Genomic DNA, 26,194 nt, shown 5'->3' with positions numbered 1-26,194 from the left:
TGTTCTTGTAGGGTGGATCAGGCGGCCGCCGGGCGGTCGCCGGGTATGTCGGGCAGACGGGCCGCCAGCGCGGGGCTGACCTGCACCGTCATGTCCAGCAATCGGAAGGACAGGCTCTTGCCGTGAGCGTCCAGGTTGAGCGCGTCGTTGACGCCGCCATCCAGCGCGTTTTCCAGCACGAAGTTCATCGCGTGCAGGCTGGGCAGCAGGTAGCGGACCACGCGGCGCGGATGGCGGCTGGCGAACCAGGCCGCCACGCGGGCTTCGCTGACCTGGGCGGCCAGGATCGCGTAGCATTCCGGGTCCCAGGCGATCAGGCTCAGGTTCGAGATGTCGCCCTTGTCGCCCGAACGGCCATGGCCGAGGCGATACAGGGGCACGCTGACGAGGTCGGCGCTCATTGCGGGATCTCCTCCAGGAAGCGCCAGCCGGCGCGCACCGCGTCGCGCGGGATGGTGCAGGACATCATGTTCAGGCGCGGCCGCAGGGCGGTGCGCACGCCGCCGCCGCCGGCCGGGCCGCAGGTGTAGAGCGCGGTCACTTCGCGCAGCAGCCGTTCGGCCTGGGCGCGCTCGGCGTGCGTCGCGGCCAGGCGCAGGCGCACGTCGCGCGCCCGGCCTTCAGGCAAGCCGGCCAGCATGTCGCCGCCGTCGTCGCCCAGCACGCTGACCACGCCGATGAGATCGGCGCGCAGTCGCAGCGCCGCGCCCAGGCGCCGGCGCACGATGTCCGCCGCCTGCCGGGCACGCGCTTCGGCCTGCACGCCGGCGTAGGAAATCTCCGCCTCGGCCAGCCAGCCGCCGCGATAGCAGACGTTGACCTTCAGTTCATCGGGACGGGCATGACCGGTGACGCCTTGCACCGCCACGCGGTCGGCGCCCAGCTCGACCACGCGGGCCTGGCTCAGGTCGGCGGTCACGTCCGGCGTCAGATAGCGGGCGGGATCGTGGACTTCGTACAGCAGCTGTTCCTTGGCCGTGCGGGCATCGACCATGCCGCCGGTGCCGTCGGCCTTGCCGATGACGAACTCGCCATCGGACTGGATCTCGGCGATGGGGAAGCCGGCTTGGTGCAGATCGGGCACGTCCTTCAAGCCCGGCACGCTGAAGTAGCCGCCCGTGACCTGCAGGCCGCATTCCAGCATGTGGCCGGCGATGGTGGCGCGTCCCAGACGGGGCCAATCGGCCGCGTCCCAGCCGAAATGGGCCAGCGCCGGTCCCAGCGTCAACGAAGGATCCGCCACGCGGCCGGCGACCACGATCTGCGCGCCCGCGACCAGCGCCTGGGCGATCTCGGCCGCGCCCAGGTAGGCGGTCGCGCTGACCACGTCCAGGCCGTCCAGCGCCCCGCCCAGCCGTTGGCGCAGCAGGTCGCGCTGCCCGGGCGCGTCCAACGCATCGCCGTGCACCACCGCGATACGCGGCGCGGCCAGGCCCTGCCGCGCGGCCAGTTCCGCGATGCGCCGCGCCGCGCCCTGCGGGTTGGCCGCGCCGAAATTGCTGACGATGGCGATGCCGTGGCGCTGGCAGTCGCCCAGCACGGGGCCGACCAGATCATCCAGCAGCGGCTCGTAGCCAAGGCGCGGATCCTCGTTGCGCGCCAGCTGCGCCAGCGCCAAGGTGCGTTCGGCCAGCGTCTCGAAGATCAGCGTGCCGCCGCCGCGCGCGGCCAGCGTGCGCACCACGGCGGGCGCGCCGTCGCTGCGGTCGCCGGAGAAGCCGGAGGCGCAGCCGATATGAAGGGGAGAGCGGGGCATGGCGTTCATGGACGGGCACAGGTTGGGGGTCACTATAGGCAGCGTCCAGTCATCCGTAAAATAGAAATATCGGATCAATTCATAGAGAAAAGCCATGAATCTCTCTGCCCGCCAGCTGCGCGCCTTCGTGGCCCTGGCCGACGAGAAGCACTTCACGCGGGCGGCGCAGCGCTGTCACCTGACGCAGCCCGCCTTCAGCGCCCTGATCCGCCAGCTGGAAGACAGCGCCGGCCTGCGCCTGTTCGACCGCGACACACGCAACGTCGAGCTGACGGCGGAAGGGCGCGTGCTGGAGGCCTCGGCGCGCCGCCTGCTCGCCGACATGGAACTGGCCATGGATGATCTGCGCGACCACGCCGCGCGGCGCCGGGGCCGGGTGACGCTGGCCGCGTTGCCGTCGCTGGCGGCGGGCTGGCTGCCCGGCCTGCTGGCGGGCTTCCGTGAGCGGCATCCCGGCATTTCGATCGACCTGCGCGACGCCCTGCTGGATCCCTGCCTGGACATGGTTCGCAGCGGGCAGGCGGATTTCGCGGTGGCCTCGGAGCGGCCGGACATGAGCGAGCTGGCGAGCGAATTCCTATACTCCGACCGCTATTTCCTGGTGTGCCGTGGCGATCATCCATTGGCTCAGGTGGAGCAGGCGCGATTGCGCGACATCGCGCGCTATCCGCTGATCCAGCTGGCGCGCGGCAGCAGCGTGCGCAAGCACCTGGACGTGGCATTAGGCGCGGCCGCGCCACCGCCGGTGTTCGAGGTGGAGCATCTGGCCACTGTGACCGGCCTGGTCAGGGCGGGGCTGGGCGTGTCGGTGGTGCCGGCGATGACATTGTTCCATTTCGGCGGCGAGGACTTGCGCATCGTGCCGCTGGCCGGACGCGCGCTGACGCGGCCCCTGCACTTGGTGCGGCGCGAGGGGCGCAGCCTGTCGGTGGCGGCGCAGGCCTTGTATGACCTGCTGCGGGAGCGGCGCGTCGAGCTGGGTGGAGAGGGATAGACTGGCGGGAGGCCCTGTGGGACGGGCACAGGCCGTACATCATGCTGTCATCGGCGTGGGTAACATGACAGGGCCGCGGCCTTGCCGCCATCGTTTGCCGCGTCGCTTCAGTGGTGGACCCGCCGCGCACCGTGGCGGCAAGCCGGAGCTTTCGCAATATGCTATTGGTGATTAAAATCCGATAGTTCAAGCATCTGTACGACCTTACAAGGATTCCGCCCATGAGCAAGCAAATCATCCACACCGACGCCGCGCCCGCCGCCGTCGGCCCTTACTCGCAAGCGGTCGCCGTCAGCGGCGGCAAGACGGTCTATCTGTCCGGCCAGATCGGCCTGGAGCCCGGCACCGGCGATCTGGTGTCCGAGAACTTCGACGCCCAGGTCCGCCAGGCGTTCGCCAACATGCAGGAAGTCATCAAGGCGGCCGGCGGCACGCTGGACAACGTCGTCAAGCTGACCCTGTTCCTGACCGACCTGGGCAAGTTCGCGGCCGCCAACGCCATCATGGCCGAGATCATTCCTCAGCCTTTCCCGGCGCGCTCCACCATCGGCGTGGCCAGCCTGCCCAAGGGCGCGCAGTTCGAGGTCGAGGCCATCCTGGTCCTGTAAGCACCACCGGGGCATTTCATTACCGAGGCGCGTTCCTCCATGCCGGCCGCCGCAGCGGCACCCAAGCGCGCGAGCGCTGCCAAGGGCGGCGCCGGCAAACCGCTGACGGATACGGAGCGCAAGCTCCGCAATCTGGGTCTGGTGTCGCCCGAAGACTTCGTGCTGCATTTGCCGCTGCGCTATGAAGACGAGACCCGCGTGGTTCCGATCGCCTCGTTGCGGCCGGGCTTTTCCGCGCAGGTCGAAGGCGAGATCACCAAATCCGAGGTCCTGTACCGCCCCAGGCGTCAGCTGACGGCCACGCTGGCCGACGACAGCGGTGAGCTGCAATTGCGCTGGCTGAATTTCTACCCCAGCCAGCAGAAGCAGGTGACCGTGGGCAAGCGTCTGCGCGCGCGCGGCGAGGTCCGCGGCGGCCTGTTCGGCCGCGAGATGGTGCACCCGCGCATGGTCAACGCCGATGCGCCGCTGCCCACCGCGCTCACGCCCGTCTATCCCAGCACCGAAGGCCTGCCGCAGCTGACGCTGCGCCGCGCCATCGCGCAGGCGCTGGATCGCGCCGACCTGTCCGACACCTTGCCGCCGGTGGCGCGCGAGCGCTATGCGCTGCCGCTGTTCGAGCCCGCCATCCGCGCGCTGCACACGCCGGCGCAGGGCGAGTCGGAGCAGGCGCTGCTGGAACGGGTTCACCCGGCATGGCGGCGCATCAAGTTCGACGAGCTGCTGGCGCAGCAACTGTCGTTGGCCGCCGCCCGGGCCGCGCGGCGCGTCAAGGAAGCCGCGCCGCTGCCGCCCAGCGACGCGCCGGACGGGCTGGTGGCCCGGCTGTACGAAACCCTGCCGTTCAAGTTGACTGGCGCGCAGCAGCGCGTTGTGCGGGAAATCGCCGCGGACGTGGCGCAGCCGTATCCGATGCATCGCCTGTTGCAGGGCGACGTGGGCAGCGGCAAGACCGTGGTCGCGGCCATCGCCGCGGCCCAGGCCATCGCGGCCGGGGCCCAGGTGGCGTTGATGGCGCCCACCGAAATCCTGGCCGAACAGCACTTCCGCAAGCTCGCCGCGTGGTTGCAGCCGCTGGGCGTGAACATCGCCTGGATGACCGGCAGCCTGACGGCCAAGGCGCGGCGCGAGGCCGCCGCCGCCGTGGCCGAGGGCAGCGTGCAGCTGGTGGTCGGCACGCAGGCGCTGATCCAGGACCATGTCGAATTCCACCGGCTGGGCCTGTCCATCGTCGACGAGCAGCATCGCTTCGGCGTGGGCCAGCGCCTGGCGCTGACCAAGAAGGGCGAAACCGTGCGCGGCCGCATCGTGCCGCACCAACTCAACATGAGCGCCACGCCCATCCCGCGCACGCTGGCCATGACGTTCTTCGCCGATCTCGACGTGTCGGTCATCGACGAGCTGCCGCCCGGCCGCACGCCGGTGGTGACCAAACTGGTTTCGGACGCGCGCCGCGAGGAGGTCATCGCGCACATCGCCCAGGCGGCGCGCGCCGGCCGTCAGGCCTACTGGGTCTGCCCGCTGGTCGAGGAAAGCGAGGCGCTGGAATTGCAGACCGCCGTCGATACCTACGAAGGCATGCGGGCCGATCTGCCGGACCTGCGCATCGGCCTGGTGCATGGCCGCCTGCCGCAGGCCGAGAAGGCGGCGGTGATGCAGGCGTTCCGCGAAGGAGAGGTCGACCTGCTGGTGGCCACCACCGTCATCGAGGTGGGCGTGGACGTGCCCAACGCGTCGATGATGGTGATCGAGCACGCCGAGCGCTTCGGCCTGGCCCAGCTGCACCAGCTGCGCGGGCGGGTGGGGCGCGGCACTGCCGAATCGGTCTGCGTGCTGCTCTATCAGACGCCGCTGTCGCAGATCGCGCGCGAGCGCCTGCGCGCCATGTTCGAGACATCCGACGGCTTTGAGATCGCCCGGCGCGACCTGGAGCAGCGCGGCCCCGGGGAATTCCTGGGCACGCGGCAGTCCGGCATGGCGCTGCTGCGCTTCGCCGACCTGGAGACCGACGCGGCCATCGCCGAGGACGCGCGCGACGCGGCGGTCTGGCTGCGGGCCGAGCATCCCGACGTGGTCCAGGCGCACCTGGCGCGCTGGATGCGCGGTCGCGAGGACTTCCTGCGCACCTAGATGAACCACCCTAAACTTTTCGCCGACGGCCCGCTGGCCGCCGCATAACCCGGGGGGCGTATGACTCTCACCGAACTCAAGTACATCGTGGCGGTGGCACGCGAGCGCCATTTTGGTCGGGCTGCGGAGGCCTGTTTCGTCAGTCAGCCCACGCTTTCCGTCGCCATCCGCAAGCTCGAGGACGAGCTGGGCGTGACCCTGTTCGAACGCGGCGGCGCCGAGGTCGGCGTGACGCCGATCGGGCAGCGCATCGTGGCGCAGGCGCAGAAGGTGCTGGAGGAAAGCGCCAGTATCAAGGAGATCGCGCGCCAGGGCCACGATCCGCTGGCCGGGCCGCTGCGCGTGGGCGTGATCCATACCATCGGTCCCTACCTGCTGCCGCGCCTGGTGCCCGAGCAGATCCGTCGCACGCCGCAGATGCCGCTGCTACTGCAGGAAAACTTCACCGTGCGCCTGGTCGAGTTGCTGCGCCAGGGCGAGATCGATTGCGCCATCATGGCCTTGCCTTTGCCGGAGGCCGGCCTGGTCATGCAGCCGCTATACGATGAACCCTTCGTGGTGGCCGTGCCGAACGACCATGAATTGGCGAAGCAGGCCGCCGTCGACGCGCAGGACCTGAAGCAACAGACCATGCTGCTGCTGGGCAGCGGCCATTGCTTCCGCGACCAGGTGCTGGAGGTCTGTCCCGAGCTGTCGCGCTTTTCCGCGGCCAGCGACGGCATCCAGCGCACCTTCGAGGGCTCGTCGCTGGAAACGATCCGCCACATGGTGGCGGCGGGCATCGGCGTCACCGTGCTGCCGGTGACCGCTGTGCCGGAGCAACCTCCCTCGAACAGCCTGCTGCGTTACTTGCCGTTCGAGGGCCAGGTGCCGGAACGCCGCGTGGTGCTGGCCTGGCGCCGCAGCTTTCCGCGACTCGCGGCGATCGAGGCGCTGGCGCAGGCCGTCTATGAATGCGGGCTGCCGGGCGTGCAGATGCTGGCGGGCGAGGTCACGGCAGAACAAGATTGACCCACCCCCGAGCGCTCGCGCGCTCCCCCTCAAGGGGGCATGCCCACGGACCGGCGGAGCCGGCTCCGCGGCATCCCGCTTGCAGTTTCTGGCTGCGACGTCTGGTGTTCGGTTGCAGCACGCAGTTCATTGATTGCAGCAGTTATCGCTTGAGCCGCATCAATGTTGAGCCGCCGTGCGGTCCCAAGTCTGTCGTAGCAGCAGTGTTATCCTTGCTCAGTCCATTCAACAGGAGTCATCGATGGCCAAGTCCTCCAAGAAGACCACCAGTGTTCCGCGCATCAACATCGGCATTTCCGACAAGGATCGCGCCGCGGTTGCGGGCGAGCTGTCCAAGCTGCTTGCGGATTCGTACACGCTGTACCTGATGACGCACAACTTCCACTGGAACGTCACGGGGCCAATGTTCAATACGCTGCACCTGATGTTCATGACGCAGTACACCGAGGAATGGAACGCGCTGGACAGCATCGCCGAGCGCATCCGGGCGCTGGGCCACTACGCGCCGGGCACGTACCGCGAGTACGCCAAGCTGTCGTCGATCGCCGAGCCGGACTCGGTGCCGGAAGCGCTGGAAATGGTGCGCCTGCTGGTCAGCGCCAACGAGTCGGTCGCCAAGACCGCGCGCGCCGCCTTCGAGAAAGCCGACGCCGCCAATGATCAACCCACGGCCGATCTGCTGACGCAGCGCCTGGACGTGCACGAGAAGAATGCCTGGATGCTGCGCAGCCTGCTGCAGTGATTCAGCGCGAGCCGCGATAGCGCGGCCGATCAACCCCGCCACGCACCCTTGCGTCGCGGGGTTTTTGTTTTGGGCAGCCCCAATGGAACGCCCGTCAGGGGCAGAAGGCGCGTATCGGCGAGCGCCGCGTGGAGATGCTCAGCCCTGGTGCGACAAGGGGCGCACGGGTACCGGCGAGATGCGCTCGGGCGGCGGCGAGACCCGCCACGACGAGCGCCGGCGTAGCGCGCCCAGCAGTTTCAGGCCCTGGGGCCAATCGCCCAGCCCGCTGTCGGCGTTGATGTGGCCGGCGCCGGGCACGACCACCAGGCGGCTGCCCCAGTGTTCCGCGAACAGGCGCGCGCGCTCCAGGCGGCAATAGGGATCGTTGTCGCTGGCCACCACCACGCTCTGGAAGGGCAGCGAGGTCCGGGGGATCGGCGCGAAGCCGCGCAGACAGTCCGGGGCGTCGGCGCGTTCCACGTCTGCCGGCGCCACCAGCAGGGCGCCCGCCACCTTGGCGCGCAGCGGCACCGGCAGCGCGGCGCAGGCCAGGCAGCCCAGGCTGTGCGCGATCAGCAGCACCGGACTGCGGGCCTTGTCCACTTCGGCCGCCACGGCGGCGGTCCATTCGGCGCAGGACGGCTGTTCCCAGTCCCGCTGCTGCACCCGTATCGCGTGCGGCAAGGCGTCCGCCCAGCGGGATTGCCAGTGTTCGGGTCCGGAGTTTTTCCATCCGGGGACGATGATCGGTTGGAGTCTCATGGCGGCCATGATGCCGCGCCGGCTTAGTAACGCAAACGAATAAATCCTCTTTTGCATATATCCCTGAAGGCATAAGGGAAATGCGGGAAAGTGATGCGTCCCATCAAGTTTTCCGCACAAAAAAAGGCGGGCCGGAGCCCACAATGACAGTGATCTTTCAGTGTATGCTTTGCCGTGCAAACGCATAGCAGCCGGGCGGAATTCACTGATAAAGCCGGCCTACGCCCGGTGAAAACCAACGATTACATGCCAATAGAGGAGTCCACTCATGAAGCCAGCATTCCGTCTGACCCCGGTCATCGCCGCCTTGGGTGTTGCCGCAGGGTTGACGTTCGCAGCGGGCGCGCAAGCCCAGACGATCAAGATCGGCGTGGTCGGCCCGACCACCGGCCCGGTCACCCAGTACGGCGACATGGTCCGCGAAGGCGTTGACACGGCGGTCGAGCGCATCAACGCCGCCGGCGGCGTCAATGGCAAGAAGCTGGAAACCGTCGTCATCGACGACGGCTGCGAACCCAAGCAGGGTCCGGTGGCCGCCAACCGCGTGGTCAACAGCAAGATCGGTTTCGTGGTTGGCCACGTCTGCTCGGGCGCGACCATCGCCGCCGCCGACGTCTACAACAACGAAGGCGTGGTCATGGTGACCCCGTCGGCCACCTCGCCGGCGCTGACCGACGGCAAGAACTACGAGTTCATCTTCCGCACCATCGGCCGCGACGACCAGCAGGGCCCGGCCGCCGCCAAGTTCGTCCTGGAAAAGCTCAAGCCGAAGAAGGTCGCCGTGCTGCATGACAAGCAGTCCTACGGCCAGGGCATCGCCACCGCGGTCAAGAACGACCTCGAGAAGGGCGGCATCCCGGTCGCGATCTTCGAAGGCATCAACGCCGGCGACAGCGACTACTCCGCCGTCATCACCAAGCTCAAGAGCGGCGGCGTGGACTTCGTCTACTACGGCGGCTACCACCCCGAAATGGGCCTGCTGCTGCGCCAGGCGGCCGAACAGGGCGTGAAGGCCAAGTGGATGGGTCCGGAAGGCACGGGCAACCCGGACATCAACGCCATCGCCGGCGACGCCGTCGAGGGCATGCTGCTGACGCTGCCGGCGGACTTCAGCCAGAGCGCCGCCAACGCCGAGATCGTGAAGGCCTTCCAGGCCAAGAAGCGCAACGCCGCGGGCGCGTTCCAGATGACCGCCTACACGGCCACCCTGGCCATCGCCGACGGCATCAAGGGCGCTGGCAGCGAGGATCCGGCCAAGGTCGCCAAGTTCCTGCACGCCAACACGCTCGACACCCCGATCGGCAAGATCTCCTGGAACAAGCAGGGCGACCTGACGAACTTCCAGTTCGACGTGTTCACCTGGCACAAGGACGGTTCCAAGACCGTCTACAAGTAAACCGGCGCATGCCGGAACCGTCCCCGGACCCGCAGCGCGCGGGTCCGGGGAAGGGCTCGCGACGGGCCGGAAGCCTAGCTTTCCGGCCCGTTTCCTATTGGGCGGCCAGGCGCAGCGTCGCGCCTGTCCGAGGGCGGTCCGCCCTCGCGGACGGAGGGCCGAAACCGCCGATTTGCCTCGGTCCGTCCGGACTCGGGAACCGGGCCGGGCCGCTATGGTCGAACGCCGATTCCCGACTTTTGCGTAGAATGCGGCGCAATTGAACTCTTTTTTGTGGACATCATGACCAAGGCCCTGCTAGTCGAAGACGATCCCAAGCTATCGCGCCTGATTGCCCAGTTCCTGGAGCAACATGGGTTCAACGTGGCGCAGGCCTATCGCGGCGACCACGCGGTCGAGGCGTTCCGCAGGCACGATCCGGCCATCACCATCCTGGACCTGATGCTGCCGGGCCGCGATGGCCTGCAGGTATGCCGCGACCTGCGCGCGTTCTCTTCCGCACCCATCCTGATGCTGACCGCCCGCGAGGACGATCTGGACCAGATCCTGGGCCTGGAGTCGGGCGCGGACGATTACGTCATCAAGCCGGTCGAGCCGCGCGTGCTGCTGGCGCGCATCCGCGCGCTGCTGCGCCGGCACAGCCAGCTGGACGAACCGCCGGAGCGTCTGGAATTCGGCCCGCTGGTCATCGACCGGCGCACCCGCGCCGTGGTGCACGCGGGCGCGGAGGTCGACCTGACCACCATGGAATTCGAGATGCTGTGGGCGCTGGCCAGCCAGGCCGGGCAGGTGCTGACCCGCGACGACCTGCTCAATGCCGTGCGCGGCATCGAGTTCAATGGCCTGGACCGCAGCGTCGACGTCTGCGTCAGCAAGCTGCGCCGCAAGCTGGACGACGACCCGCGCGATCCGGCGCGCATCAAGACCGTGTGGGGCAAGGGCTATCTGTTCTCGCCCAAGGCACACGAGGGCGAGGATGCTTAAGTTCGTCCTGCGGCTCTTCGTGGTGCTGGCGGTGGGCTTCGTGATCTCCAACGAGATCGTGGACCGTTCCGCCAACTACCTGTTCGAGCCGGTCAGTGATGCCTATACGCGCGAATCGGTGCGCGGCCAGATCCACAGTCTGGTGCAGGAGCTGTCGCGCATCGAGCCGGCCTCCCGGCAGACTCACATCGACGACCAGCTCGCGCCGTACTACGGCCTGCGACTGCGGGTCGTGAACGCGCGCGATTACAACGCCAGCGACAAGGAACGGCAGGCCATCCGCGCGGGCGATTTCTTCATCCGCGACAAGATGCAGACCTTCGTGGCCGGCATCCCGGGCGCGGGCGGCCAGTGGCTGGAGCTCAAGCTGCCGCCCGAACCGTCGATCGGACCCTGGGTGATCGCGGCGGTCTATTCCGCGCTGGGCCTGCTGCTGTGCGCGTTCATGCTGGTGTGGGCGCTGCCCATCTGGCGCGATCTGGAGGCGCTCAAGACGGCGGCGCAGCGCATGGGCCAAGGCGACCTGCAGGCGCGCGCCCGGCTGTCGCGCCATTCCAGCATCGGCAATCTGGGTGAAACCTTCAACCAGATGTCCGAGCGCATCGGCGCCCTGATCAGCAACCAGCGCGAACTGACCAACGCCGTCTCGCACGAGCTGCGCACGCCCATCGCGCGCCTGTCGTTCGAGCTGGACATGATGGGCCGCGAACGGGACGAGGCCGCGCGCGCGCGCCTGATCGAGGAAATGAAGAACGACGTGGCCGAGCTGGACAGCATGGCCTCCGAGTTGTTGATGTATGCGCGGCTGGAGCACAGCGACGGCCTGGCGCTGCAGGCGCAGGACGCGCGCGGCTGGCTGGACTCCGTGGTCCAGCATGCCGATTTCGAGGCCGGCCAGCGCGGCGTGCGTTGCGAGGTGGCGCTATGCCAGGTGGCGCAGGTGCACCTGAATCAGCGCTATATGACGCGGGCCCTGCTGAACCTGCTGCAGAACGCCATCCGCTACGCCGGCGGCAATATCCGGGTGAGTCTGGTCTCGCCCGCGCCGCGCGAGTATGTGCTCATGGTGGACGATGACGGTCCCGGCATTCCTCTGGAGGACCGCGAGCGCATCTTCGAGCCGTTCATCCGGCTGGACGAAAGCCGCGACCGCGGCACCGGCGGTACCGGCCTGGGGCTGGCGATCGTCAGCCGGGTGGCGCGCTGGCACAACGGCACGGCCGAGGTGGTGGACAGCCCGCTGGGCGGGGCCCGTTTCATCATCAGCTGGAAGGCAGCCTGAGCGCTGCGACGCTGCCCGGAAGGCCGCTCTGGACGGGCGTCTTCAATAAACTTCACAAACATCCTGTCCAATCTTTACAAACTCCATACAAAGCAGGAAAGAACGGAGCTTGACCCATCGATAGCATGACGGCAGTTCTCATCAGAGGCTTTGCCGCACGTCATGTTTCCGTTTGCCCGTACCCTTGTCCTAGGCGCATTGCTGGCTTTTGCCGGCGGTTGCCAGGGCGTGCCGCCGGCCAAGCCGCCGGCCATATCCAAGGGCGACTATCACGCGGTGGTGAGCTATCTCACTAAGCGCATTTCCCATGACCTGAGCGCGCTGGACGTGCCCGGGCTGTCGATCGCGCTGGTCGATGATCAGAAGCTGGTCTGGAGCGCCGGGTTCGGCTATGCGGACGAGGCGCGCCATCGCAGCGCGTCCAGCGACACGCTGTACCGCGTCGGTGCGATTTCCAAGCTGGTGACGGCGGCGGGCGTCATGCGCGCCGCCGACGACGGGCGCCTGGCGCTGGACATGCCCGCGGCGCAGGCGCTGCCGCAGTGGGAGATCCAGCCGCGCCGCGCGGCCATGCAATGGCTGGGCGCGCATCCGGTCACCGCGCGCAGCCTGCTGACGCTGCGCCCGGACACGCCCGAGGACACCATGGGCAGGGCGCGTTCCGACATGGGCTATGCCTTGCTGGGCGACATGGTGGCGCACGCGGCCGAAGAGCCCTTCGACACCTATATGCGCCGCGCGATCCTGCGCCCGCTGAACATTTCCCGCGCCGGGTACCAGGCCGATGAGCGCATGCTGGAGCTGCGCGCCGCCGGCTATCGGCGCGGCAAGCCCTGGTCGGAAGCGCCTCTGGACAACGCGGCCGCCGAGGGGTTGTGGATGAGTTCGTCGGAGATGGCGCGCTTCAGCAGCATGCTGTTCGCCGAAGGCCGCTACCGCGATACCCGAGTGCTCAAGGCCGAGTCCGCGCAGGCGATCCTGAACCTGGAAACCGTGGCCGATGGCATCAGCCTGCCTTGCCGGCTGGCCCTGTCCTGGCTGGTCGCGCCCTGTGACGAGGACGGCGTCGCGGGCGACGCGATGCGTTCGCACAGCGGCGCTACCGAAGCCTTTCATTCCCGCTATGTACTGGCCCCGCGCGACAAGCTCGCCGTGCTGGTCATGAGCAATGCCGATACGGCCGAGCCGCTGGTGGCATCGGTTTCGACGCTGGCCATGACGCTGATGCGCCAGGCCAAGTACGGCGACGACGTCCGCTAGATTTGACGCCGCGTGCCGCGCGGCGGCTGTAAGCAGTACCTCCTCAACCTCGTTTCCCTGGAAGCTCTATGAAGCGATCTACCCTGTTAGTCCTCAAGCCGCGCCGCGTGGCCGCCGCATGCACCCTGGCCCTGCTGCCTGTCATTTCGATGGCGGCCGAGGATGGCGCCGGCAACGCTTCCGGCAAGCGCGGCGCCACATCTCGCGAACTGGAGGTCGCCAGGGGTGGCGCCACCGGCATGGTGCAGGACCAGTGGTCCTTCTACGGTACGGTGGGTGGCGCCTATGTGCCGCGTTACAGCGGCAGCGACGAGAGCGTCGCGGTGCCCGTGTTCGGCTTCGGCGTGCGCAGTCCCTACGGCATTTTCCTGAACACCGACCATGGCCTGGGTTGGGAAACAAACACGATGGGCAGCACGTTCCGCATCTACGTTGGCCCCAGCGCCTCGCGCAAGGACCACAAGAAGGGCCTGGAAGGCTCGAACGCGCTGCGCGGCATGGGCGACATCAAGAGCCGCGCGCAGGTTGGTTTCGACGCGGAGACCGACGTCGGCCCGGTGACACTGTCCGCCTCGGTGCAGCACGCGTTCAAGAAGGGCGACGACCGCGACACCGGCAGCGCCTACACGCTGTTCAACCTGGGCGCCAGCGCCAAGGTCTATGACGGTCCGGCCGGCAAGATCGGCCTGTCGCTGAACAGCACCTTCGGCGACGGCAACTACATGCGCACCTGGTACGGCGTCAGCGGCCGCCAGTCGGCCAAGTCCGGCTATCGCAAGTACGAGGCCGAGGGCGGCCTGGAAAGCATCGCGCTGGGCGCGGTGTGGTCGTATCCGCTGAGCAAGTCCTGGACGCTGACGGCCGCCGCCGAGGCGCGCCGCCTGTTCGGCGACGCCAAGGACAGCCCGATCGTGAAGGAACGCAATCAGTACTCCGTCGGCACGATGGTCACGTACACGTATTGATGGAAGAGGGCGGGCGGATCCGCCCGCCGGATGCGAAACGGGCGCCGCATGCGGCGCCCGTTCCTGTTTCGGCGAAGCGCGGGATCAGAGACCCTGGACGCGGCGGCCGGTGTCGGTCTCGAACCAGTGCAGCGGATGGCGGCCGTCCGGGCCGACGTTGACGCGGTCGCCGACCTTGGCGGGCGATTCCGACAGCTGGCGGGTGGTGCAGCGCACCACCAGCGTGGTCTTGCCGACACGGCAGTGGACCAGCTGCTCGGAGCCCAGCGTTTCGACCATCTCGACTTCGCAGGGCACGCCTTGCGTGTTCAGCAGCATGTGCTCGGGACGCATGCCCATGATGACCTTGCGGCCGCGGACCTGGGACGGCACTTGCAGCGGCGAGATCTCCAGCGGCTGGCCGTCGGCGGTCTGCACCGTGCCGTCGCCGGCCACGTTCACTTCCATCAGGTTCATCGGCGGCGAGCCGATGAAGCCGGCCACGAAGGTGGAGGCGGGTTTTTCGAACACTTCCATCGGTGTGCCGATCTGTTCCGGCACGCCCTGGTACATGACGATCATGCGATGCGCCAGTGTCATGGCCTCGACCTGGTCGTGGGTCACGTACAGGCTGGTGGTGCCCAGGCGACGGTGCAGCTTCATGATTTCAAGGCGCATCGCCACGCGCAGCTTGGCATCCAGGTTCGACAGCGGCTCGTCGAACAGGAAGACCTTGGGTTCGCGCACGATGGCGCGGCCCATGGCCACGCGCTGGCGCTGGCCGCCGGAAAGGGCGCGCGGGCGGCGGTCCAGCAGGTGGCCGAGTTCGAGGATCTGCGCGGCGGCGTCGACGCGCTTCTTGATCTCTTCCTTCGAGAACTTGCGGATCTTCAAGCCGTAGGCCATGTTCTCGAACACGGTCATGTGCGGATAGAGCGCGTAGTTCTGGAACACCATCGCGATATCGCGTTCGGCGGGCTCGAGATGGTTGACGACCTGGTCGTCGATCAGGATTTCACCGCTGGTCACGGATTCCAGGCCGGCGACCATGCGCATCAGCGTGGACTTGCCGCAGCCGGAGGGGCCGACGATGACGATGAACTCGCCATCCTTGACGTCCATGTCGATGCCGTGGATCACGGGCACGTTGCCGGCGTAGGTTTTCTTGACTTTGCGGAAGCTGAGAGTAGCCATGAGTTAATTCGTGTTATCTGAGTCGTGTTCGGGCGGGCGTGGTGCGCAAACGCAATGGGCAAGCGTCACTTTTCAGTGTCGACCAGACCCTTGACGAACCATTTCTGCATCAGGATGACCACCAGCGCGGGCGGGATCATGGCCAGCATGGCGGTGGCCATGGTGATGTTCCATTCGGTCACGCTGTCGCCGCCGCTGATCATGCGCTTGATGCCGATCACGACGGGGTACATGTCTTCCTGGGTGGTGACCAGCAGCGGCCACAGGTACTGGTTCCAGCCGTAGATGAACTGGATCACGAACAGCGCGGCGATGCTGGTCTTGGACAGCGGCAGCAGCACGTCGCGGAAAAAGCGCAGCGGGCCGGCGCCGTCGATGCGGGCGGCCTCGATCAGCTCGTCCGGCACGGTCAGGAAGAACTGGCGGAACAGGAAGGTGGCGGTGGCCGAGGCGATCAGCGGCAGCGTCAGGCCGGCGTAGCTGTTGAGCAGGCCGAGGTCGGCGACCACCTTGTAGGTCGGCGCGATCCGCACTTCCACGGGCAGCATCAGCGTGACGAAGATCATCCAGAAGAAGAACATGCGGCCGGGGAAGCGGAAGTACACCACCGCGAAGGCCGACAGCAGCGAGATCGCGATCTTGCCGATGGAGATCGCCAGCGCCATGATCAGGCTGACGTACATCATGCGGCCCACCGGCGCGCCGGCGGAGCCGCCGGACGAGCCGCCGAACAGCGCCTGCATGTAGTTGTCGACGAAGTGCTTGCCAGGGAGCAGGGACATAGGCGCGGATGCCACTTCCTGCGCCGTCTGGGTGGACGCGACGAAAGTGACGTAGAGCGGAAATGCCACCATCGCCACGCCGCAGAGCAGGATGACGTGGGCCAGAATATCCAGCCAGGGACGGCGTTCAACCATTGTTAGTAGCCTCGAACAAAATCAATACTGCACTTTGCGGTCGACGTAGCGGAACTGCACGACCGTCAAGGCAATCACAATGAACATCAGCACCACGGACTGAGCCGCGGACGAACCCAGGTCCAGGCCGCGGAAGCCGTCGCTGTACACCTTGTAGACCAGGATCGAGGTCGAGGTGCCGGGACCGCCCTGCGTGGTGGTGTCCACCACGGCGAAGGTGTCGAAGAACGCATAGATGATGTTGACCACCAGCAGGAAGAACGTGGTGGGCGACAGCAGCGGGAAGACGATGCTCCAGAAGCGTCGCGTGGGCGAGGCGCCGTCGATGGCGGCGGCTTCGATCAGCGAGCGCGGGATCGATTGCAGGCCGGCCAGGAAGAACAGGAAGTTGTACGACACCTGCTTCCACACGGCCGCGATCAACACCAGCATCATGGCCTGGTTGCCGTTCAGGCGCGGGTTCCAGTTGACGCCGGAGTGGTTCAGCGCGACGGCCAGGATGCCGACCGAGGGCGAGAACATGAACAGCCACAGCACGCCGACCACGGCCGGCGCGACGGCGTAGGGCCAGATCAGCAGGGTCTTGTAGAGGCCGGCGCCGCGGATCACGCGGTCCGCCATGACGGCAAGCAGCAGCGACACGCCCAGGCCGACCACGGCCACCAGCACCGAGAACACGGCGGTGACGCGGAACGAGTCCAGGTAGGCTTGCTGCTTGAACAATTCGACGAAGTTGTCGATGCCGACGAACTCGGACGACAGGCCGAAGGCGTCTTCGAGCCGCATGGACTGCCACATGGCTTGTCCGGCGGGCAGGAAGAAGAAGACCACTGTGATGACGATCTGCGGCAGCAGCAGCAGATAGGGCAGGGTCTTATGCCCGAATACAACGCGTTTTTCCATAGGGGGAACCCAAGGGTACAGAAAAGCGGCGATGGAAGATCGCCGCCGGAAGAACCTCGTGCCTGAAAGCACGATAGGCCCAAAGCCCCAAAATGACCAGGGCTTCAAGCCTGTGAAACTACGAACTTTACGACTGCGGCGGCCCGTCGCCGGGCCGCCGCAGGATGCCTCCCTGGCGGGAGACGGGCGTTACTTTACGCTCTTTTCGAACTTTTCCAGCAGCTCGTTGCCGCGCTTGACGATGTTCTCGGCGCCGTCCTTGGCCGTGACCTTGCCCGAGACGATGCGCTCGATCTCGGCGTCCTCGATTTCACGGATCTGCGGCAGGAAGCCCAGGCGCAGGCCGCGCGATTGAGCGGTGGTTTCCACGTTCAGCTGCTTGACGCCGACTTCGGTGCCGGGGTTCTTGTCGTAGAAGCCTTCCTTCTTGGTCAGCTCGTAGGCGGCCTTGGTGACGGGCACGTAGCCGGTCTGCTGGTGCCAGCGGGCGGCGATCTCGGGGCTGGCCAGGAACTTGAAGAAGGCGGTCACGCCCTTGTACGTTTCCGGCTTCTTGTTGGCGAAGACCCACAGCGAGGCGCCGCCGATGATGGTGTTCTGCGGCGCGCCCTGCACGTCCGAGTAGTAGGGCAGGGTGGAGGTGCCGAATTCGAACTTGGCGTTCTTGGCGATGTTGGCGCGCAGGCCCGACGAGCCGGTGATCATGGCGCACTTGCCGCTGATGAACAGCGAGTTCGGCTCGTCGCCGCGACCGCCGTACATGAAGATGCCTTCCTTGCCCAGCTTGGCCAGGTTTTCCAGGTGGCGCACGTGCAGCGGGGTGTTCACGGCAACGCGGGCGTCCAGGCCGCCGAAGCCGTTGTCCTTGGTGGCGTAGGGCACGTTGTGCCAGGCCGAGAACGTTTCCAGCTGGACCCAGGACGGCCACGAGGTGGTGTAGCCGCATTCCTGGCCGGCGGCCTTGAGCTTCTGGCCGGCGGCGGCCAGCTCTTCCCAGGTCTTGGGCGGCTTGTCGGCGTCCAGGCCGGCCTTCTTGAAGGCGTCCTTGTTGTAGTAGAACACCACGGTGGAGCTGTTGAACGGCATCGACACCAGCTTACCGTCGGCCGACGAGTAGTAGCCGGCCACGGCGCCGATGAATTCCTTGGGATCGATCGGGTTGCCGGCTTCTTCGGACATCTGCTGCACCGGCTTGATGGCGCCCTTGGCGTACATCATGGTGGCGGTGCCGACTTCGAAGACCTGGAGGATGTCGGGCGCGTTGCCGGCGCGGAACGCGGCGATGCCCGCATTCATCGACTCGCCGTAGTTGCCCTTGTAGACTGCCTTGACCTGGTATTCGGGGTTCTTCTTGTTGAACTCGTCGACCAGCCCGTTGACGCGGTCGCCCAGCGCGCCTTCCATCGAGTGCCAGAACTGGATCTCGGTGGCGGCATGGGCCGAGGCGCCGGCGAACGCGGCCATGACGGCGGCGAAGGTTAGGGCAATACGGTGGGATCGCATGGTGTGGTTTCCTCCAGTTGGGCGTGTCGCGGCCGATTTTCCGGCCGCGGAAAACACGTCACCTTATGAATTGTTTGTGACAAAAGCGTGACTTTCACATCACTCCAAACGGCTGTCAAATTGCGCGTTTTGGGCGCGAACGAACATTCTTCATTTTTTTCCCAGGGACATGACGGTTTACAATCCTCCCATTATGAAAAACGAACTTTCGATTGCGTTCATCGGCGGCGGCAATATGGCCGCCGCCCTGGCTTCCGGGCTGGCTGGCAAAGTATGCCCCGCCGGCAACATCCATGTCATTGACATAAACGAGGAGGCGCACGCCTCGTGGCGGGCGCGCGGCATGACCACCGCCACCGCCGCCGACGAGGCCCTGGCGCGGTGCCGCGTCTGGGTGTTCGCGGTCAAGCCACAGAACATGAAAGACGTTGTGGCGTCCACGCGTCAGTGGCTGCGTCCGGACACGCTTGTGGTAAGCGTGGCGGCCGGCATCCGCGCCGATACCCTGGCCGGCTGGCTGGGCACGCCGGAGCAGCCGTTCCGCCGCCTGGTGCGCTGCATGCCGAACACGCCGGCCCTGGTGGGCGCGGGCATGACCGGCCTGGCCGCCCTGGATGGCGTCGGTCAGGAAGACCGCGAACTCGCGGCCAGCCTGTTGGCCAGCGTGGGCGACGTCGTCTGGGTGGCCGACGACGCGGCGCTGGATGGCGTGACCGCGCTGTCGGGCAGCGGCCCGGCTTATGTGTTCCTGTTCCTGGAAGCGCTGATCGCCGGCGGCCAGAAGGTCGGCCTGACGGCCGAGCAGGCGCGCCAGCTTGCCTTGGGCACGCTGGCCGGGGCCACCAAACTCGCGGCCGAGTCGTCCGAGCCGCCGTCCGTCCTGCGCGAGCGTGTCACGTCCAAGGGCGGCACAACGGCCGCCGCGCTGGCGTCCTTCGGCGCGGCGGGCTTCGCCGGCATCGTCGAGGACGCGCTGGCGGCCGCCGCGCGCCGTTCGCGCGAGCTGGCGGAGGAATTCGGCAAATGAGCGCGCAGGCGAGCCGCTACGAAGCCATGCGCGCGCCGCAGTTCGCGGTGGCGGTACTGTGCATGCTGCTGGTGGTGGTCGGTTCCAACATCCTGGTGCAGGTGCCGCTGAACGACTGGCTGACCTGGGGCGGGCTGTCCTATCCGGTGGCGTTCCTGGTCACCGACGTGCTGAACCGCCGTTTCGGTCCATCGGCGGCGCGGCGCGTGGCCTGGTTCGGTTTCGCCGCCGCGCTGGTCGTCTCGTTCTGGGTGGCCTCGCCGCGCATCGCGCTGGCCTCGGGTCTGGCCTATATCTGCGCGCAACTGGTCGACATCCAGGTCTTCGACCGTCTGCGCGACCAGCGCTGGTGGCGCGCGCCGTTGATTTCAGGCGTGTTGGGCGCGGTGCTGGATACGGCCGTGTTCTTCAGCGTGGCCTTCGCCGCCACGGGCACGCCCTGGCTGACCTGGATGGCGGGCGATCTGGCGATCAAGCTGGCGGTCAACATCAGCATGCTGGCGCCGTTCCGCGCGCTGATGTGGAACCTGGCCAAGCCGGCCAACGCCTGAAGCCGGGCGGGGCAGGGAAGAGGCGGCCTGCGGGCCGCCTTTTGTCATTCGGGGCCGCGCGCGCCTTGGCGTATGGCATCGCGCGGACATTATTGAAACCGATCGATATATTCCGGGCGCGAACGCGCAGGATTAACACGCTAATTATTATCCGTAAGTCTTGCGTAAGGACTGTATTTAAATGCGAATACGCGGGCTCAGATAATGATTTTTCGCAAAGCGCAGATGCTGAAACGGCGCTGACGCGCAAGGGGATAAACAAGGCCGGATCGCGATTTTCCCTGCGATTTCACGGGCTTGTAGCCTCGATGCGGCACGATTAAAGATTTCTCCGCAAATATTGGGGATTACACGCAGTGACAGTGCGGCGGCTTGCTTCCAGAATACCGCCCACATCGTGTTTTCGCCCAAGAAGCCGGCAACGCGCGGCACGAATCACGGGGCACCCTCCCGCGAATTCGGACCGGTCCGAGCCGCTCAAAACCTCGCTGGAGAACTACGCATGAAGTTTCTGCATCGCCTTACCCCGGTAGCCGTCGCGCTTGGGGCGCTTGCCCTGGCAGGTTCCGTGCATGCCGCCGACACCATCAAGATCGGCATCCCCCAGCCGATGACCGGCCCCAACACCCAGTACGGCGACCAGATCCAGGCTGGCGCGCTGACCGCCATCGAAACGATCAACGCCAAGGGCGGCGTCAAGGGCAAGAAGCTCGAACCCATCCTCATCGACGACGGCTGCGAACCGAAGCAGGCCGTGCCGGCCGCCAACCGCGTGGTCAACTCCGGTGCCAAGTTCGCCGTGGCGCATGCGTGCTCGGGCGTGACCGTGGCCGCCGTGAACGTCTACGAACAGGAAGGCATCGTCGGCATCACTCCGGGCGCCACCTCGCCGCTGGTGACCGACACCATCAAGCCGCACTATTTCTTCCGCACGATCGGCCGCGACGACCAGCAAGGTCCGTATGCCGCCCGCTACATCGCCAAGACCCTCAAGCCGCAGAAGGTTGCCGTGCTGCATGACAAGCAGACCTACGGCTCGGGCGTGGCCACCCAGGTCAAGGACACGCTGACCAAGGAAGGCGTGAACGTCGCGCTGTTCGAAGGCATCAACGTCGGCGACAGCGACTATTCGGCCATCATCACCAAGCTCAAGTCGGCCGGCGTGGACCTGGTCTACTTCGGCGGCTACCACCCCGAGCTGGGCCTGCTGCTGCGCCAGTCGCGCGAACAGGGCCTGAAGGTCCAGTTCATGGGTCCGGAAGGCACCGCCAACCAGGACCTGGTGGCGATCGCCGGCCCGGCCATCGAAGGCCTGCTGGTCACGCTGCCCGCCGACTTCACCAAGCTGCCGGGCAACGAAAGCATCGTCAAGGCCTTCAAGGACGCCAAGCGCGATCCGGACGGCGCCTTCCAGATGCCGGCCTATGCCGCCGTCCAGATCCTGGCCGACAGCATCACCGCGGTGGGCGAAGATCCCGCCAAGGTGGCCGACTACATGCACAAGACCACCTTCAACACCGGCATCGGCAAGGTCGAGTACGACGCCAAGGGTGATTTGAAGAACTTCGAGTTCGCCGTCTACAAGTGGGACAAGAACGGAAAGAAGACCCAGCTGTAAACTCGCGATCCCGCCGGCGTGGTGCCGGCGTGTAGGGCCTGTCCTTGCCGTCATGCCGTAATCCGCGTAGCGAAGCGCCAAAAGCGCTGTGCGGCCGGCAGGCGCCGATGGCAGGCCCTTATAAAATACGCCCAGGTTTCCGGCTCCGGGTCTCACTACCGGAGCCGGAACTATTTGGAGCACAGAGAAATAATGTCTGACCTCATACCCCAACTTACCCAGCAATTCTTCAACGGATTGTCTCTGGGCGCGATCTACGCGTTGATCGCCATCGGCTACACAATGGTCTACGGCATCATCGGTATGATCAATTTCGCCCACGGCGAAATCTATATGATCGGCGCCTATGTCGGCCTGGTCACCTTGACCTCCATCGGCACCAACAGCGGCTTGCCCGTGCCTTTCATCATCGCCGCCATGCTGCTCGTGGCCATCGTGGTCACCGGCATCTACGGCTTTTCCGTCGAACGCGTGGCTTACCGGCCGGTGCGCAACAGCCCCAGGCTGGTCGCGCTGATCTCGGCCATCGGCATGTCGATCTTCCTGCAGAACTGGGTCGCGCTGGGCCAGGGCGCCCGCGACATGGCCGTGCCGTCGCTGGTTTCCGGCGCGGTGCAGTTCCACATGGGATCCGACTTCGATGTCACGGTGCCGTATTCGCGCATCATGATCATCGTGGTGACCGTGGTGCTGATGGTGGGCCTGACGCTGTTCATCAAGTACTCACGCATGGGCCGTGCCTCGCGCGCCTGCTCGCAGGACATGCACATGGCCAACCTGCTCGGCATCGACACCAACCGGGTGATCTCCTTCACGTTCGTGATGGGCGCGATCCTGGCGGCGGTGGGCGGCGTACTGATCGCCATCACCATCGGCAAGCTCAATCCCTTCATCGGCTTCCTCGCCGGCATCAAGGCCTTCACGGCGGCGGTGCTGGGCGGCATCGGCAGCATCCCCGGCGCCATGCTGGGCGGCGTGTTGCTGGGCCTGGCCGAGACCTTCGCGGCAGCCTACATCTCGTCGCAGTACAAGGACATCGTGGCGTTCTCGCTGCTGGTCCTGATCCTGCTGTTCCGTCCCACCGGGCTGTTGGGCAAACCTGAGGTGGAAAAAGTCTGATGTCGAACAACAATCTGAAAAACGCCACGATGGCGGCGGTGCTGACCGCCGTCATCGTCACCCCCGTCTTTGGCCTGCAGCTGATCCGCCAGGGCGCGCGCACCACGATGGAGTCCAACTGGTCGCTGGTGGCGCTTGCCGCCGCGGTCGTGTTCGTGTTCCAGCTGTTGCGCCCCTGGCTGGCCAAGCCGTTCCAGAAACTGAAGACGGGCCTGCCGACCCTGCCGTCGTCGCCGGCCAAGAGCAACAAGCTGCTGGTGCTGCTGATCCTGGCGGCCGCCGTGATCTGGCCGTTCTTTGCCGGCCGCAGCTCGGTCGACATCGCCACGCTGGTGCTGATCTACGTGATGCTGGGCCTGGGCCTGAACATCGTGGTGGGTTTCGCCGGGCTGCTGGACCTGGGTTTCGTCGGCTTCTATGCCGTCGGCGCCTATACCTACGCCTTGCTGTACCACTGGGGCGGCTGGAGCTTCTGGGAAGCGCTGCCGTTCTCGGGCGCGATGGCCGCGCTGTTCGGCTTCATCCTGGGCTTTCCGGTGCTGCGCCTGCGCGGCGACTACCTGGCCATCGTGACGCTGGGCTTCGGCGAGATGATCCGCCTGCTGCTGATCAACCTGAACACGCTGACCGGCGGTCCGGACGGCATCTCGGGCATTCCGAAGCCGTCGGTGTTCGGCCTGGAAATGACGCGTCGCGCCAGCACCGAGGGCGGCACCACGTTCCACGACTTCTTCGGCCTGACGTTCCAGAATCAGCACATGGTGATCTATCTGTACATGATGGCCCTGCTGCTGGCGCTGGTTACGCTGTTCGTGTCCACGCGCCTGATCCGCATGCCGGTCGGCCGCGCCTGGGAAGCCCTGCGCGAGGATGAGATCGCCTGCCGTTCGCTGGGCCTGAACCCCACCCGCATCAAGCTGTCCGCGTTCACGCTGGGCGCGACCTTCGCCGGCTTTGGCGGCGCGTTCTTCGCGGCCCGCCAGGGCATGGTGAATCCGGAGTCCTTCACCTTCATCGAATCGGCGCTGATCCTGGCCATCGTGGTGCTGGGCGGCATGGGTTCGCAGGTGGGCGTGATCCTGGCGGCGGTGTTGCTGACCGTGCTGCCCGAGCTGGCGCGCGAGTTCGCCGAGTACCGCATGCTGATGTTCGGCCTGGTGATGGTGTTGATGATGATGTGGCGTCCGCAGGGGTTGTTGCCCATGAAGCGTCCCCACGTGGAGCTGTCCAAATGAGCGAGGCGTTGCTTAAAGTATCCGGACTGACCATGCGGTTCGGCGGTCTGCTGGCCGTCGACAGCGTGGCCTTCGAAGTCAAATCCGACGAGGTATTCGCCATCATCGGCCCGAACGGGGCCGGCAAGACCACGGTGTTCAACTGCGTGGGCGGTTTTTACGCGCCCACCGCGGGCGAGATCCTGATGGACGGCAAGGCCATCACCGGCCTGCCCAGCCACAAGGTCGCGCGCCACGGGCTGGTGCGCACGTTCCAGAACGTGCGCCTGTTCAAGCAGCTGACCGTGTTGGAAAACCTGCTGGTCGCCCAGCACACCCAGGTCGAGGCGCGCCTGCTGCCGGGCCTGCTCAAGCTCAAGTCCTATCGCCAGTCGGAAGCCGATGCGCTGGCGCGCGCGGCGCAATGGCTGGACTTCATGGGCCTGCGCGAGTTCGCCAACCGCGAGGCCGGCAACCTGGCCTACGGCCACCAACGCCGCCTGGAGATCGCGCGCTGCATGATCACCAAGCCGCGCCTGCTCATGCTGGACGAGCCGGCCGCCGGCCTGAACCCGCAGGAAAAGCGCGATCTGCAATCGCTCATCGACCAGCTGCGCCGCGAGTTCGGCGTGGCGGTGCTGCTCATCGAGCACGACATGAGCCTGATCATGGGCATCTCCGACCGCATCCTGGTCATGGAGCACGGCAAGCCCATCACTACCGGCACCCCCGAGCAGGTGCGCAACGACGAGCGCGTCATCAAGGCGTACCTGGGGGAGGAATAAATGCTGAAGCTGGAAAACATACACACCTACTACGGCGCCATCCAGGCGCTGAATGGCGTGTCGGTGGATGTCAACAAGGGCGAGATCGTCACCCTGATCGGCGCCAACGGCGCCGGCAAGACCACGCTGCTCATGACCGTCTGCGGCAATCCCAGGGCCAAGGAAGGCAAGATCACGTTCGAGGGCGAGGACATCACCCACAAGGACACGCACCACATCATGCGCAACGGCATCGCCATTTCTCCGGAAGGGCGGCGCGTGTTCAAGGACCTGACGGTCGCCGAGAACCTGATGATGGGCGGCTTCTTCGCCAAGCGCGACGAAATCCACGAGGGCATCGACCACGTCTACGGCCTGTTCCCCCGGCTGAAGGAGCGCGCCAGCCAGCGCGCCGGCCTGATGTCCGGCGGCGAGCAGCAGATGCTGGCCATCGGCCGCGCGCTGATGACCCGTCCGCGCCTGCTGCTACTGGATGAGCCCACGCTGGGCCTGGCGCCGCTGGTGATCGCGCAGATCTTCGACATCATCCGCGAGATCCGCGAGCAGGGCGTGACGGTGTTCCTGGTCGAGCAGAACGCCAACAAGGCGCTGCAGGTGGCCGACCGTGGCTATGTGCTGGAGAACGGCCGCGTGGTGCTGCAGGACACGGGCGCCAATCTGCTGGTCAATGACGAGGTCCGCAAAGCCTACTTGGGCGGCTGACCAATTTCCCCCGCGAAGGGAGTGGGCGCACCGCGAGGTGCGCTTTTTTTTATCCGGGATGCGGGGGAAGGGAGGGCGGCTCAGGCCGCGATGCGGGCGTGCGGCGCGTCGGCCAGGTAGCGGTCGATGGCGGCGCGCGCCAGCGCATCGATCGAATCGGTGAGCGTGATGCCCAGGCCGGGACGCAGCGCGTGCGGCACGGCCAGCGGCAGCTCGGTGCAGCCCAGGACCACGGCGTCGGCGCCGCGCGCCTTCAGGCGCGCGATGCACTCGGCCGCCGGCGAGTAGGCCTGTTCGAGCTGATTGCCTTTCACGGCGCGGATCGAGCCCATGCAATAGCGCTCGACCTCGTCCTCGTCGGGCACCAGGCATTCATAGCCCTGTGCCTCGAGATGGCGCTGGTACAGGCCCAGCTTGAGCGTGGCCGCGGTGCCCATCAGCCCGATGCGGCCCTTGGGCAGGCCGAGCCGGCGCAGGTCGTCGATGACCGCCTCGATGATGTGCAGCACCGGCAGCCGGGTGGCGGCCGTGATCTGGTCATACCAGAGGTGCGCGGTATTGCACGGGATGGCGATCAACTGCGCGCCCGCGCGTTCCAGGAAGCGCACGCCTTCGACCATGTAGGGCAGGGGATTCTCGCCGCCGGCCATGTAGGCGCTGGAGCGGTCGGGGATGCGGGGATCGTTGCGCAGCAGTGTGGGAATGTGCTGCTGGTCGACATCGGCGGGCGTGAGCGCCGCCAGGCGCAAGGCGAAAGCGGCGCCGGCCATGGGGCCCATGCCGCCCAATACACCCAGGTAACAACCCTGG

At 66.5% G+C, this 26,194-nt stretch carries 25 protein-coding genes; 17 read left to right on the top strand and 8 right to left on the bottom strand.

The annotated features are described in order from the left end of the window. Positions 1-17: 17 nt before the first annotated feature. Together C2U31_RS20750 and C2U31_RS20745 are read right to left on the bottom strand one after the other, a co-directional pair. Complete coding sequence (locus C2U31_RS20750; protein WP_103274506.1) at positions 18-401, bottom strand: hypothetical protein; 384 nt, start codon at positions 399-401, stop codon at positions 18-20. After that, positions 398-1,756 (bottom strand): acyclic terpene utilization AtuA family protein, encoded by a 1,359-nt coding sequence (locus C2U31_RS20745; protein ID WP_103274505.1) that lies wholly within the window; start codon positions 1,754-1,756, stop codon positions 398-400. The genes C2U31_RS20750 and C2U31_RS20745 overlap by 4 nt, the downstream gene beginning before the upstream one ends. Positions 1,757-1,850: 94 nt before the next feature. On the opposite strand from C2U31_RS20745, the gene C2U31_RS20740 reads away from it, so the two are divergent. The 5 genes from C2U31_RS20740 to C2U31_RS20720 all read left to right on the top strand — a co-directional run bounded on the left by C2U31_RS20740 (position 1,851) and on the right by C2U31_RS20720 (position 7,241). Then, positions 1,851-2,750: a LysR family transcriptional regulator gene (locus C2U31_RS20740; protein ID WP_103274504.1), complete on the top strand. Its 900-nt coding sequence runs from the start codon at positions 1,851-1,853 to the stop codon at positions 2,748-2,750. A 221-nt stretch (positions 2,751-2,971) separates the two neighbouring features. Next, positions 2,972-3,358, top strand: coding sequence for a Rid family detoxifying hydrolase (locus C2U31_RS20735; RefSeq protein ID WP_103274503.1), 387 nt, complete (start codon positions 2,972-2,974; stop codon positions 3,356-3,358). Positions 3,359-3,397: 39 nt separating this feature from the next. Further along, positions 3,398-5,488, top strand: a complete 2,091-nt coding sequence (gene recG, locus C2U31_RS20730) for an ATP-dependent DNA helicase RecG (RefSeq protein ID WP_103274502.1) — start codon at positions 3,398-3,400, stop codon at positions 5,486-5,488. A gap of 60 nt (positions 5,489-5,548) precedes the next feature. Then, complete coding sequence (locus C2U31_RS20725; protein WP_103274501.1) at positions 5,549-6,499, top strand: LysR substrate-binding domain-containing protein; 951 nt, start codon at positions 5,549-5,551, stop codon at positions 6,497-6,499. A 241-nt stretch (positions 6,500-6,740) separates the two neighbouring features. Then, complete coding sequence (locus C2U31_RS20720) at positions 6,741-7,241, top strand: Dps family protein (RefSeq protein ID WP_103274500.1); 501 nt, start codon at positions 6,741-6,743, stop codon at positions 7,239-7,241. Positions 7,242-7,379: 138 nt separating this feature from the next. On the opposite strand, the gene C2U31_RS20715 is transcribed toward C2U31_RS20720, so the two are convergent. Continuing rightward, positions 7,380-7,985, bottom strand: a complete 606-nt coding sequence (locus tag C2U31_RS20715; protein ID WP_103276487.1) for an alpha/beta hydrolase — start codon at positions 7,983-7,985, stop codon at positions 7,380-7,382. Positions 7,986-8,253: 268 nt separating this feature from the next. Here C2U31_RS20715 and C2U31_RS20710 point away from each other — a divergent pair, with 268 nt between their 5' ends. The 5 genes from C2U31_RS20710 (at position 8,254) to C2U31_RS20690 (ending at position 13,872) form a co-directional block, all read left to right on the top strand. After that, positions 8,254-9,381 (top strand): branched-chain amino acid ABC transporter substrate-binding protein, encoded by a 1,128-nt coding sequence (locus tag C2U31_RS20710; protein ID WP_103274499.1) that lies wholly within the window; start codon positions 8,254-8,256, stop codon positions 9,379-9,381. Positions 9,382-9,663: 282 nt separating this feature from the next. Beyond that, a complete protein-coding gene (locus tag C2U31_RS20705) occupies positions 9,664-10,365 on the top strand; it encodes a response regulator (RefSeq protein ID WP_103276486.1) in 702 nt (233 codons plus the stop codon). Beyond that, a complete protein-coding gene (locus C2U31_RS20700) occupies positions 10,358-11,647 on the top strand; it encodes an ATP-binding protein (RefSeq protein ID WP_103274498.1) in 1,290 nt (429 codons plus the stop codon). Before C2U31_RS20705 ends, C2U31_RS20700 begins: the two co-directional genes overlap by 8 nt. A 198-nt stretch (positions 11,648-11,845) precedes the next feature. Further along, on the top strand, positions 11,846-12,907 hold the full coding sequence (locus C2U31_RS20695) for a serine hydrolase (RefSeq protein WP_233772440.1): 1,062 nt from the start codon (positions 11,846-11,848) through the stop codon (positions 12,905-12,907). 68 nt (positions 12,908-12,975) lie between these two features. Further along, positions 12,976-13,872 (top strand): MipA/OmpV family protein, encoded by an 897-nt coding sequence (locus tag C2U31_RS20690; protein WP_103274497.1) that lies wholly within the window; start codon positions 12,976-12,978, stop codon positions 13,870-13,872. A gap of 84 nt (positions 13,873-13,956) precedes the next feature. Here C2U31_RS20690 and C2U31_RS20685 read toward each other — a convergent pair whose 3' ends face one another. The 4 genes from C2U31_RS20685 to ugpB form a co-directional block, all read right to left on the bottom strand. Further along, entirely contained in the window at positions 13,957-15,045 is a 1,089-nt protein-coding gene (locus C2U31_RS20685) for a sn-glycerol-3-phosphate import ATP-binding protein UgpC (protein ID WP_103274496.1), read from the bottom strand. 65 nt (positions 15,046-15,110) lie between these two features. Then, complete coding sequence (gene ugpE, locus C2U31_RS20680) at positions 15,111-15,962, bottom strand: sn-glycerol-3-phosphate ABC transporter permease UgpE (RefSeq protein ID WP_103274495.1); 852 nt, start codon at positions 15,960-15,962, stop codon at positions 15,111-15,113. Positions 15,963-15,983: 21 nt separating this feature from the next. After that, positions 15,984-16,865, bottom strand: coding sequence for a sn-glycerol-3-phosphate ABC transporter permease UgpA (gene ugpA / locus C2U31_RS20675; RefSeq protein WP_103274494.1), 882 nt, complete (start codon positions 16,863-16,865; stop codon positions 15,984-15,986). A 189-nt stretch (positions 16,866-17,054) separates the two neighbouring features. Beyond that, positions 17,055-18,368: a sn-glycerol-3-phosphate ABC transporter substrate-binding protein UgpB gene (gene ugpB / locus C2U31_RS20670; RefSeq protein ID WP_103274493.1), complete on the bottom strand. Its 1,314-nt coding sequence runs from the start codon at positions 18,366-18,368 to the stop codon at positions 17,055-17,057. 193 nt (positions 18,369-18,561) lie between these two features. Here ugpB and proC point away from each other — a divergent pair, with 193 nt between their 5' ends. The 7 genes from proC to C2U31_RS20635 all read left to right on the top strand — a co-directional run bounded on the left by proC (position 18,562) and on the right by C2U31_RS20635 (position 25,384). Beyond that, on the top strand, positions 18,562-19,395 hold the full coding sequence (gene proC / locus C2U31_RS20665) for a pyrroline-5-carboxylate reductase (RefSeq protein ID WP_103274492.1): 834 nt from the start codon (positions 18,562-18,564) through the stop codon (positions 19,393-19,395). Next, positions 19,392-19,946: a queuosine precursor transporter gene (locus C2U31_RS20660; protein ID WP_103274491.1), complete on the top strand. Its 555-nt coding sequence runs from the start codon at positions 19,392-19,394 to the stop codon at positions 19,944-19,946. Before proC ends, C2U31_RS20660 begins: the two co-directional genes overlap by 4 nt. A 502-nt stretch (positions 19,947-20,448) precedes the next feature. Continuing rightward, positions 20,449-21,564 carry a branched-chain amino acid ABC transporter substrate-binding protein gene (locus C2U31_RS20655; protein WP_103274490.1) on the top strand — a complete coding sequence of 372 codons (1,116 nt, stop codon included), beginning with the start codon at positions 20,449-20,451 and terminating at the stop codon, positions 21,562-21,564. Between the two features lie 192 nt (positions 21,565-21,756). Further along, complete coding sequence (livH, locus tag C2U31_RS20650; protein WP_103274489.1) at positions 21,757-22,683, top strand: high-affinity branched-chain amino acid ABC transporter permease LivH; 927 nt, start codon at positions 21,757-21,759, stop codon at positions 22,681-22,683. Next, positions 22,683-23,918, top strand: coding sequence for a high-affinity branched-chain amino acid ABC transporter permease LivM (locus tag C2U31_RS20645; RefSeq protein WP_199770862.1), 1,236 nt, complete (start codon positions 22,683-22,685; stop codon positions 23,916-23,918). The genes livH and C2U31_RS20645 overlap by 1 nt, the downstream gene beginning before the upstream one ends. Continuing rightward, positions 23,915-24,682 (top strand): high-affinity branched-chain amino acid ABC transporter ATP-binding protein LivG, encoded by a 768-nt coding sequence (livG, locus tag C2U31_RS20640; RefSeq protein WP_103274487.1) that lies wholly within the window; start codon positions 23,915-23,917, stop codon positions 24,680-24,682. The genes C2U31_RS20645 and livG overlap by 4 nt, the downstream gene beginning before the upstream one ends. Further along, on the top strand, positions 24,683-25,384 hold the full coding sequence (locus C2U31_RS20635; protein ID WP_103274486.1) for an ABC transporter ATP-binding protein: 702 nt from the start codon (positions 24,683-24,685) through the stop codon (positions 25,382-25,384). 80 nt (positions 25,385-25,464) lie between these two features. Here C2U31_RS20635 and C2U31_RS20630 read toward each other — a convergent pair whose 3' ends face one another. Further along, positions 25,465-26,154 (bottom strand): aspartate/glutamate racemase family protein, encoded by a 690-nt coding sequence (locus C2U31_RS20630; protein WP_369869792.1) that lies wholly within the window; start codon positions 26,152-26,154, stop codon positions 25,465-25,467. Between the last annotated feature and the right edge of the window lie 40 nt (positions 26,155-26,194).

The sequence above is a fragment of the Achromobacter sp. AONIH1 genome, from assembly GCF_002902905.1.
Taxonomy (GTDB): Bacteria; Pseudomonadota; Gammaproteobacteria; order Burkholderiales; family Burkholderiaceae_B; genus Achromobacter.
This window is presented reverse-complemented; position numbering and strand designations above follow the sequence as displayed.

Coding starts and splice junctions, on each gene's coding strand:
- C2U31_RS20645 (WP_199770862.1), top strand. CDS start 22,683: ATGTCGAACAACAATCTGAAAAACGCCACGATGGCGGCGGTGCTGACC.
- ugpB (WP_103274493.1), bottom strand. CDS start 18,368: ATGCGATCCCACCGTATTGCCCTAACCTTCGCCGCCGTCATGGCCGCG.
- C2U31_RS20720 (WP_103274500.1), top strand. CDS start 6,741: ATGGCCAAGTCCTCCAAGAAGACCACCAGTGTTCCGCGCATCAACATC.
- C2U31_RS20635 (WP_103274486.1), top strand. CDS start 24,683: ATGCTGAAGCTGGAAAACATACACACCTACTACGGCGCCATCCAGGCG.
- C2U31_RS20660 (WP_103274491.1), top strand. CDS start 19,392: ATGAGCGCGCAGGCGAGCCGCTACGAAGCCATGCGCGCGCCGCAGTTC.
- C2U31_RS20690 (WP_103274497.1), top strand. CDS start 12,976: ATGAAGCGATCTACCCTGTTAGTCCTCAAGCCGCGCCGCGTGGCCGCC.
- C2U31_RS20700 (WP_103274498.1), top strand. CDS start 10,358: ATGCTTAAGTTCGTCCTGCGGCTCTTCGTGGTGCTGGCGGTGGGCTTC.
- C2U31_RS20725 (WP_103274501.1), top strand. CDS start 5,549: ATGACTCTCACCGAACTCAAGTACATCGTGGCGGTGGCACGCGAGCGC.
- C2U31_RS20715 (WP_103276487.1), bottom strand. CDS start 7,985: ATGAGACTCCAACCGATCATCGTCCCCGGATGGAAAAACTCCGGACCC.
- ugpE (WP_103274495.1), bottom strand. CDS start 15,962: ATGGTTGAACGCCGTCCCTGGCTGGATATTCTGGCCCACGTCATCCTG.
- livG (WP_103274487.1), top strand. CDS start 23,915: ATGAGCGAGGCGTTGCTTAAAGTATCCGGACTGACCATGCGGTTCGGC.
- C2U31_RS20750 (WP_103274506.1), bottom strand. CDS start 401: ATGAGCGCCGACCTCGTCAGCGTGCCCCTGTATCGCCTCGGCCATGGC.
- C2U31_RS20745 (WP_103274505.1), bottom strand. CDS start 1,756: ATGCCCCGCTCTCCCCTTCATATCGGCTGCGCCTCCGGCTTCTCCGGC.
- C2U31_RS20685 (WP_103274496.1), bottom strand. CDS start 15,045: ATGGCTACTCTCAGCTTCCGCAAAGTCAAGAAAACCTACGCCGGCAAC.
- recG (WP_103274502.1), top strand. CDS start 3,398: ATGCCGGCCGCCGCAGCGGCACCCAAGCGCGCGAGCGCTGCCAAGGGC.
- proC (WP_103274492.1), top strand. CDS start 18,562: ATGAAAAACGAACTTTCGATTGCGTTCATCGGCGGCGGCAATATGGCC.
- C2U31_RS20655 (WP_103274490.1), top strand. CDS start 20,449: ATGAAGTTTCTGCATCGCCTTACCCCGGTAGCCGTCGCGCTTGGGGCG.
- C2U31_RS20705 (WP_103276486.1), top strand. CDS start 9,664: ATGACCAAGGCCCTGCTAGTCGAAGACGATCCCAAGCTATCGCGCCTG.
- C2U31_RS20710 (WP_103274499.1), top strand. CDS start 8,254: ATGAAGCCAGCATTCCGTCTGACCCCGGTCATCGCCGCCTTGGGTGTT.
- C2U31_RS20740 (WP_103274504.1), top strand. CDS start 1,851: ATGAATCTCTCTGCCCGCCAGCTGCGCGCCTTCGTGGCCCTGGCCGAC.
- livH (WP_103274489.1), top strand. CDS start 21,757: ATGTCTGACCTCATACCCCAACTTACCCAGCAATTCTTCAACGGATTG.
- C2U31_RS20630 (WP_369869792.1), bottom strand. CDS start 26,154: ATGGCCGGCGCCGCTTTCGCCTTGCGCCTGGCGGCGCTCACGCCCGCC.
- C2U31_RS20735 (WP_103274503.1), top strand. CDS start 2,972: ATGAGCAAGCAAATCATCCACACCGACGCCGCGCCCGCCGCCGTCGGC.
- ugpA (WP_103274494.1), bottom strand. CDS start 16,865: ATGGAAAAACGCGTTGTATTCGGGCATAAGACCCTGCCCTATCTGCTG.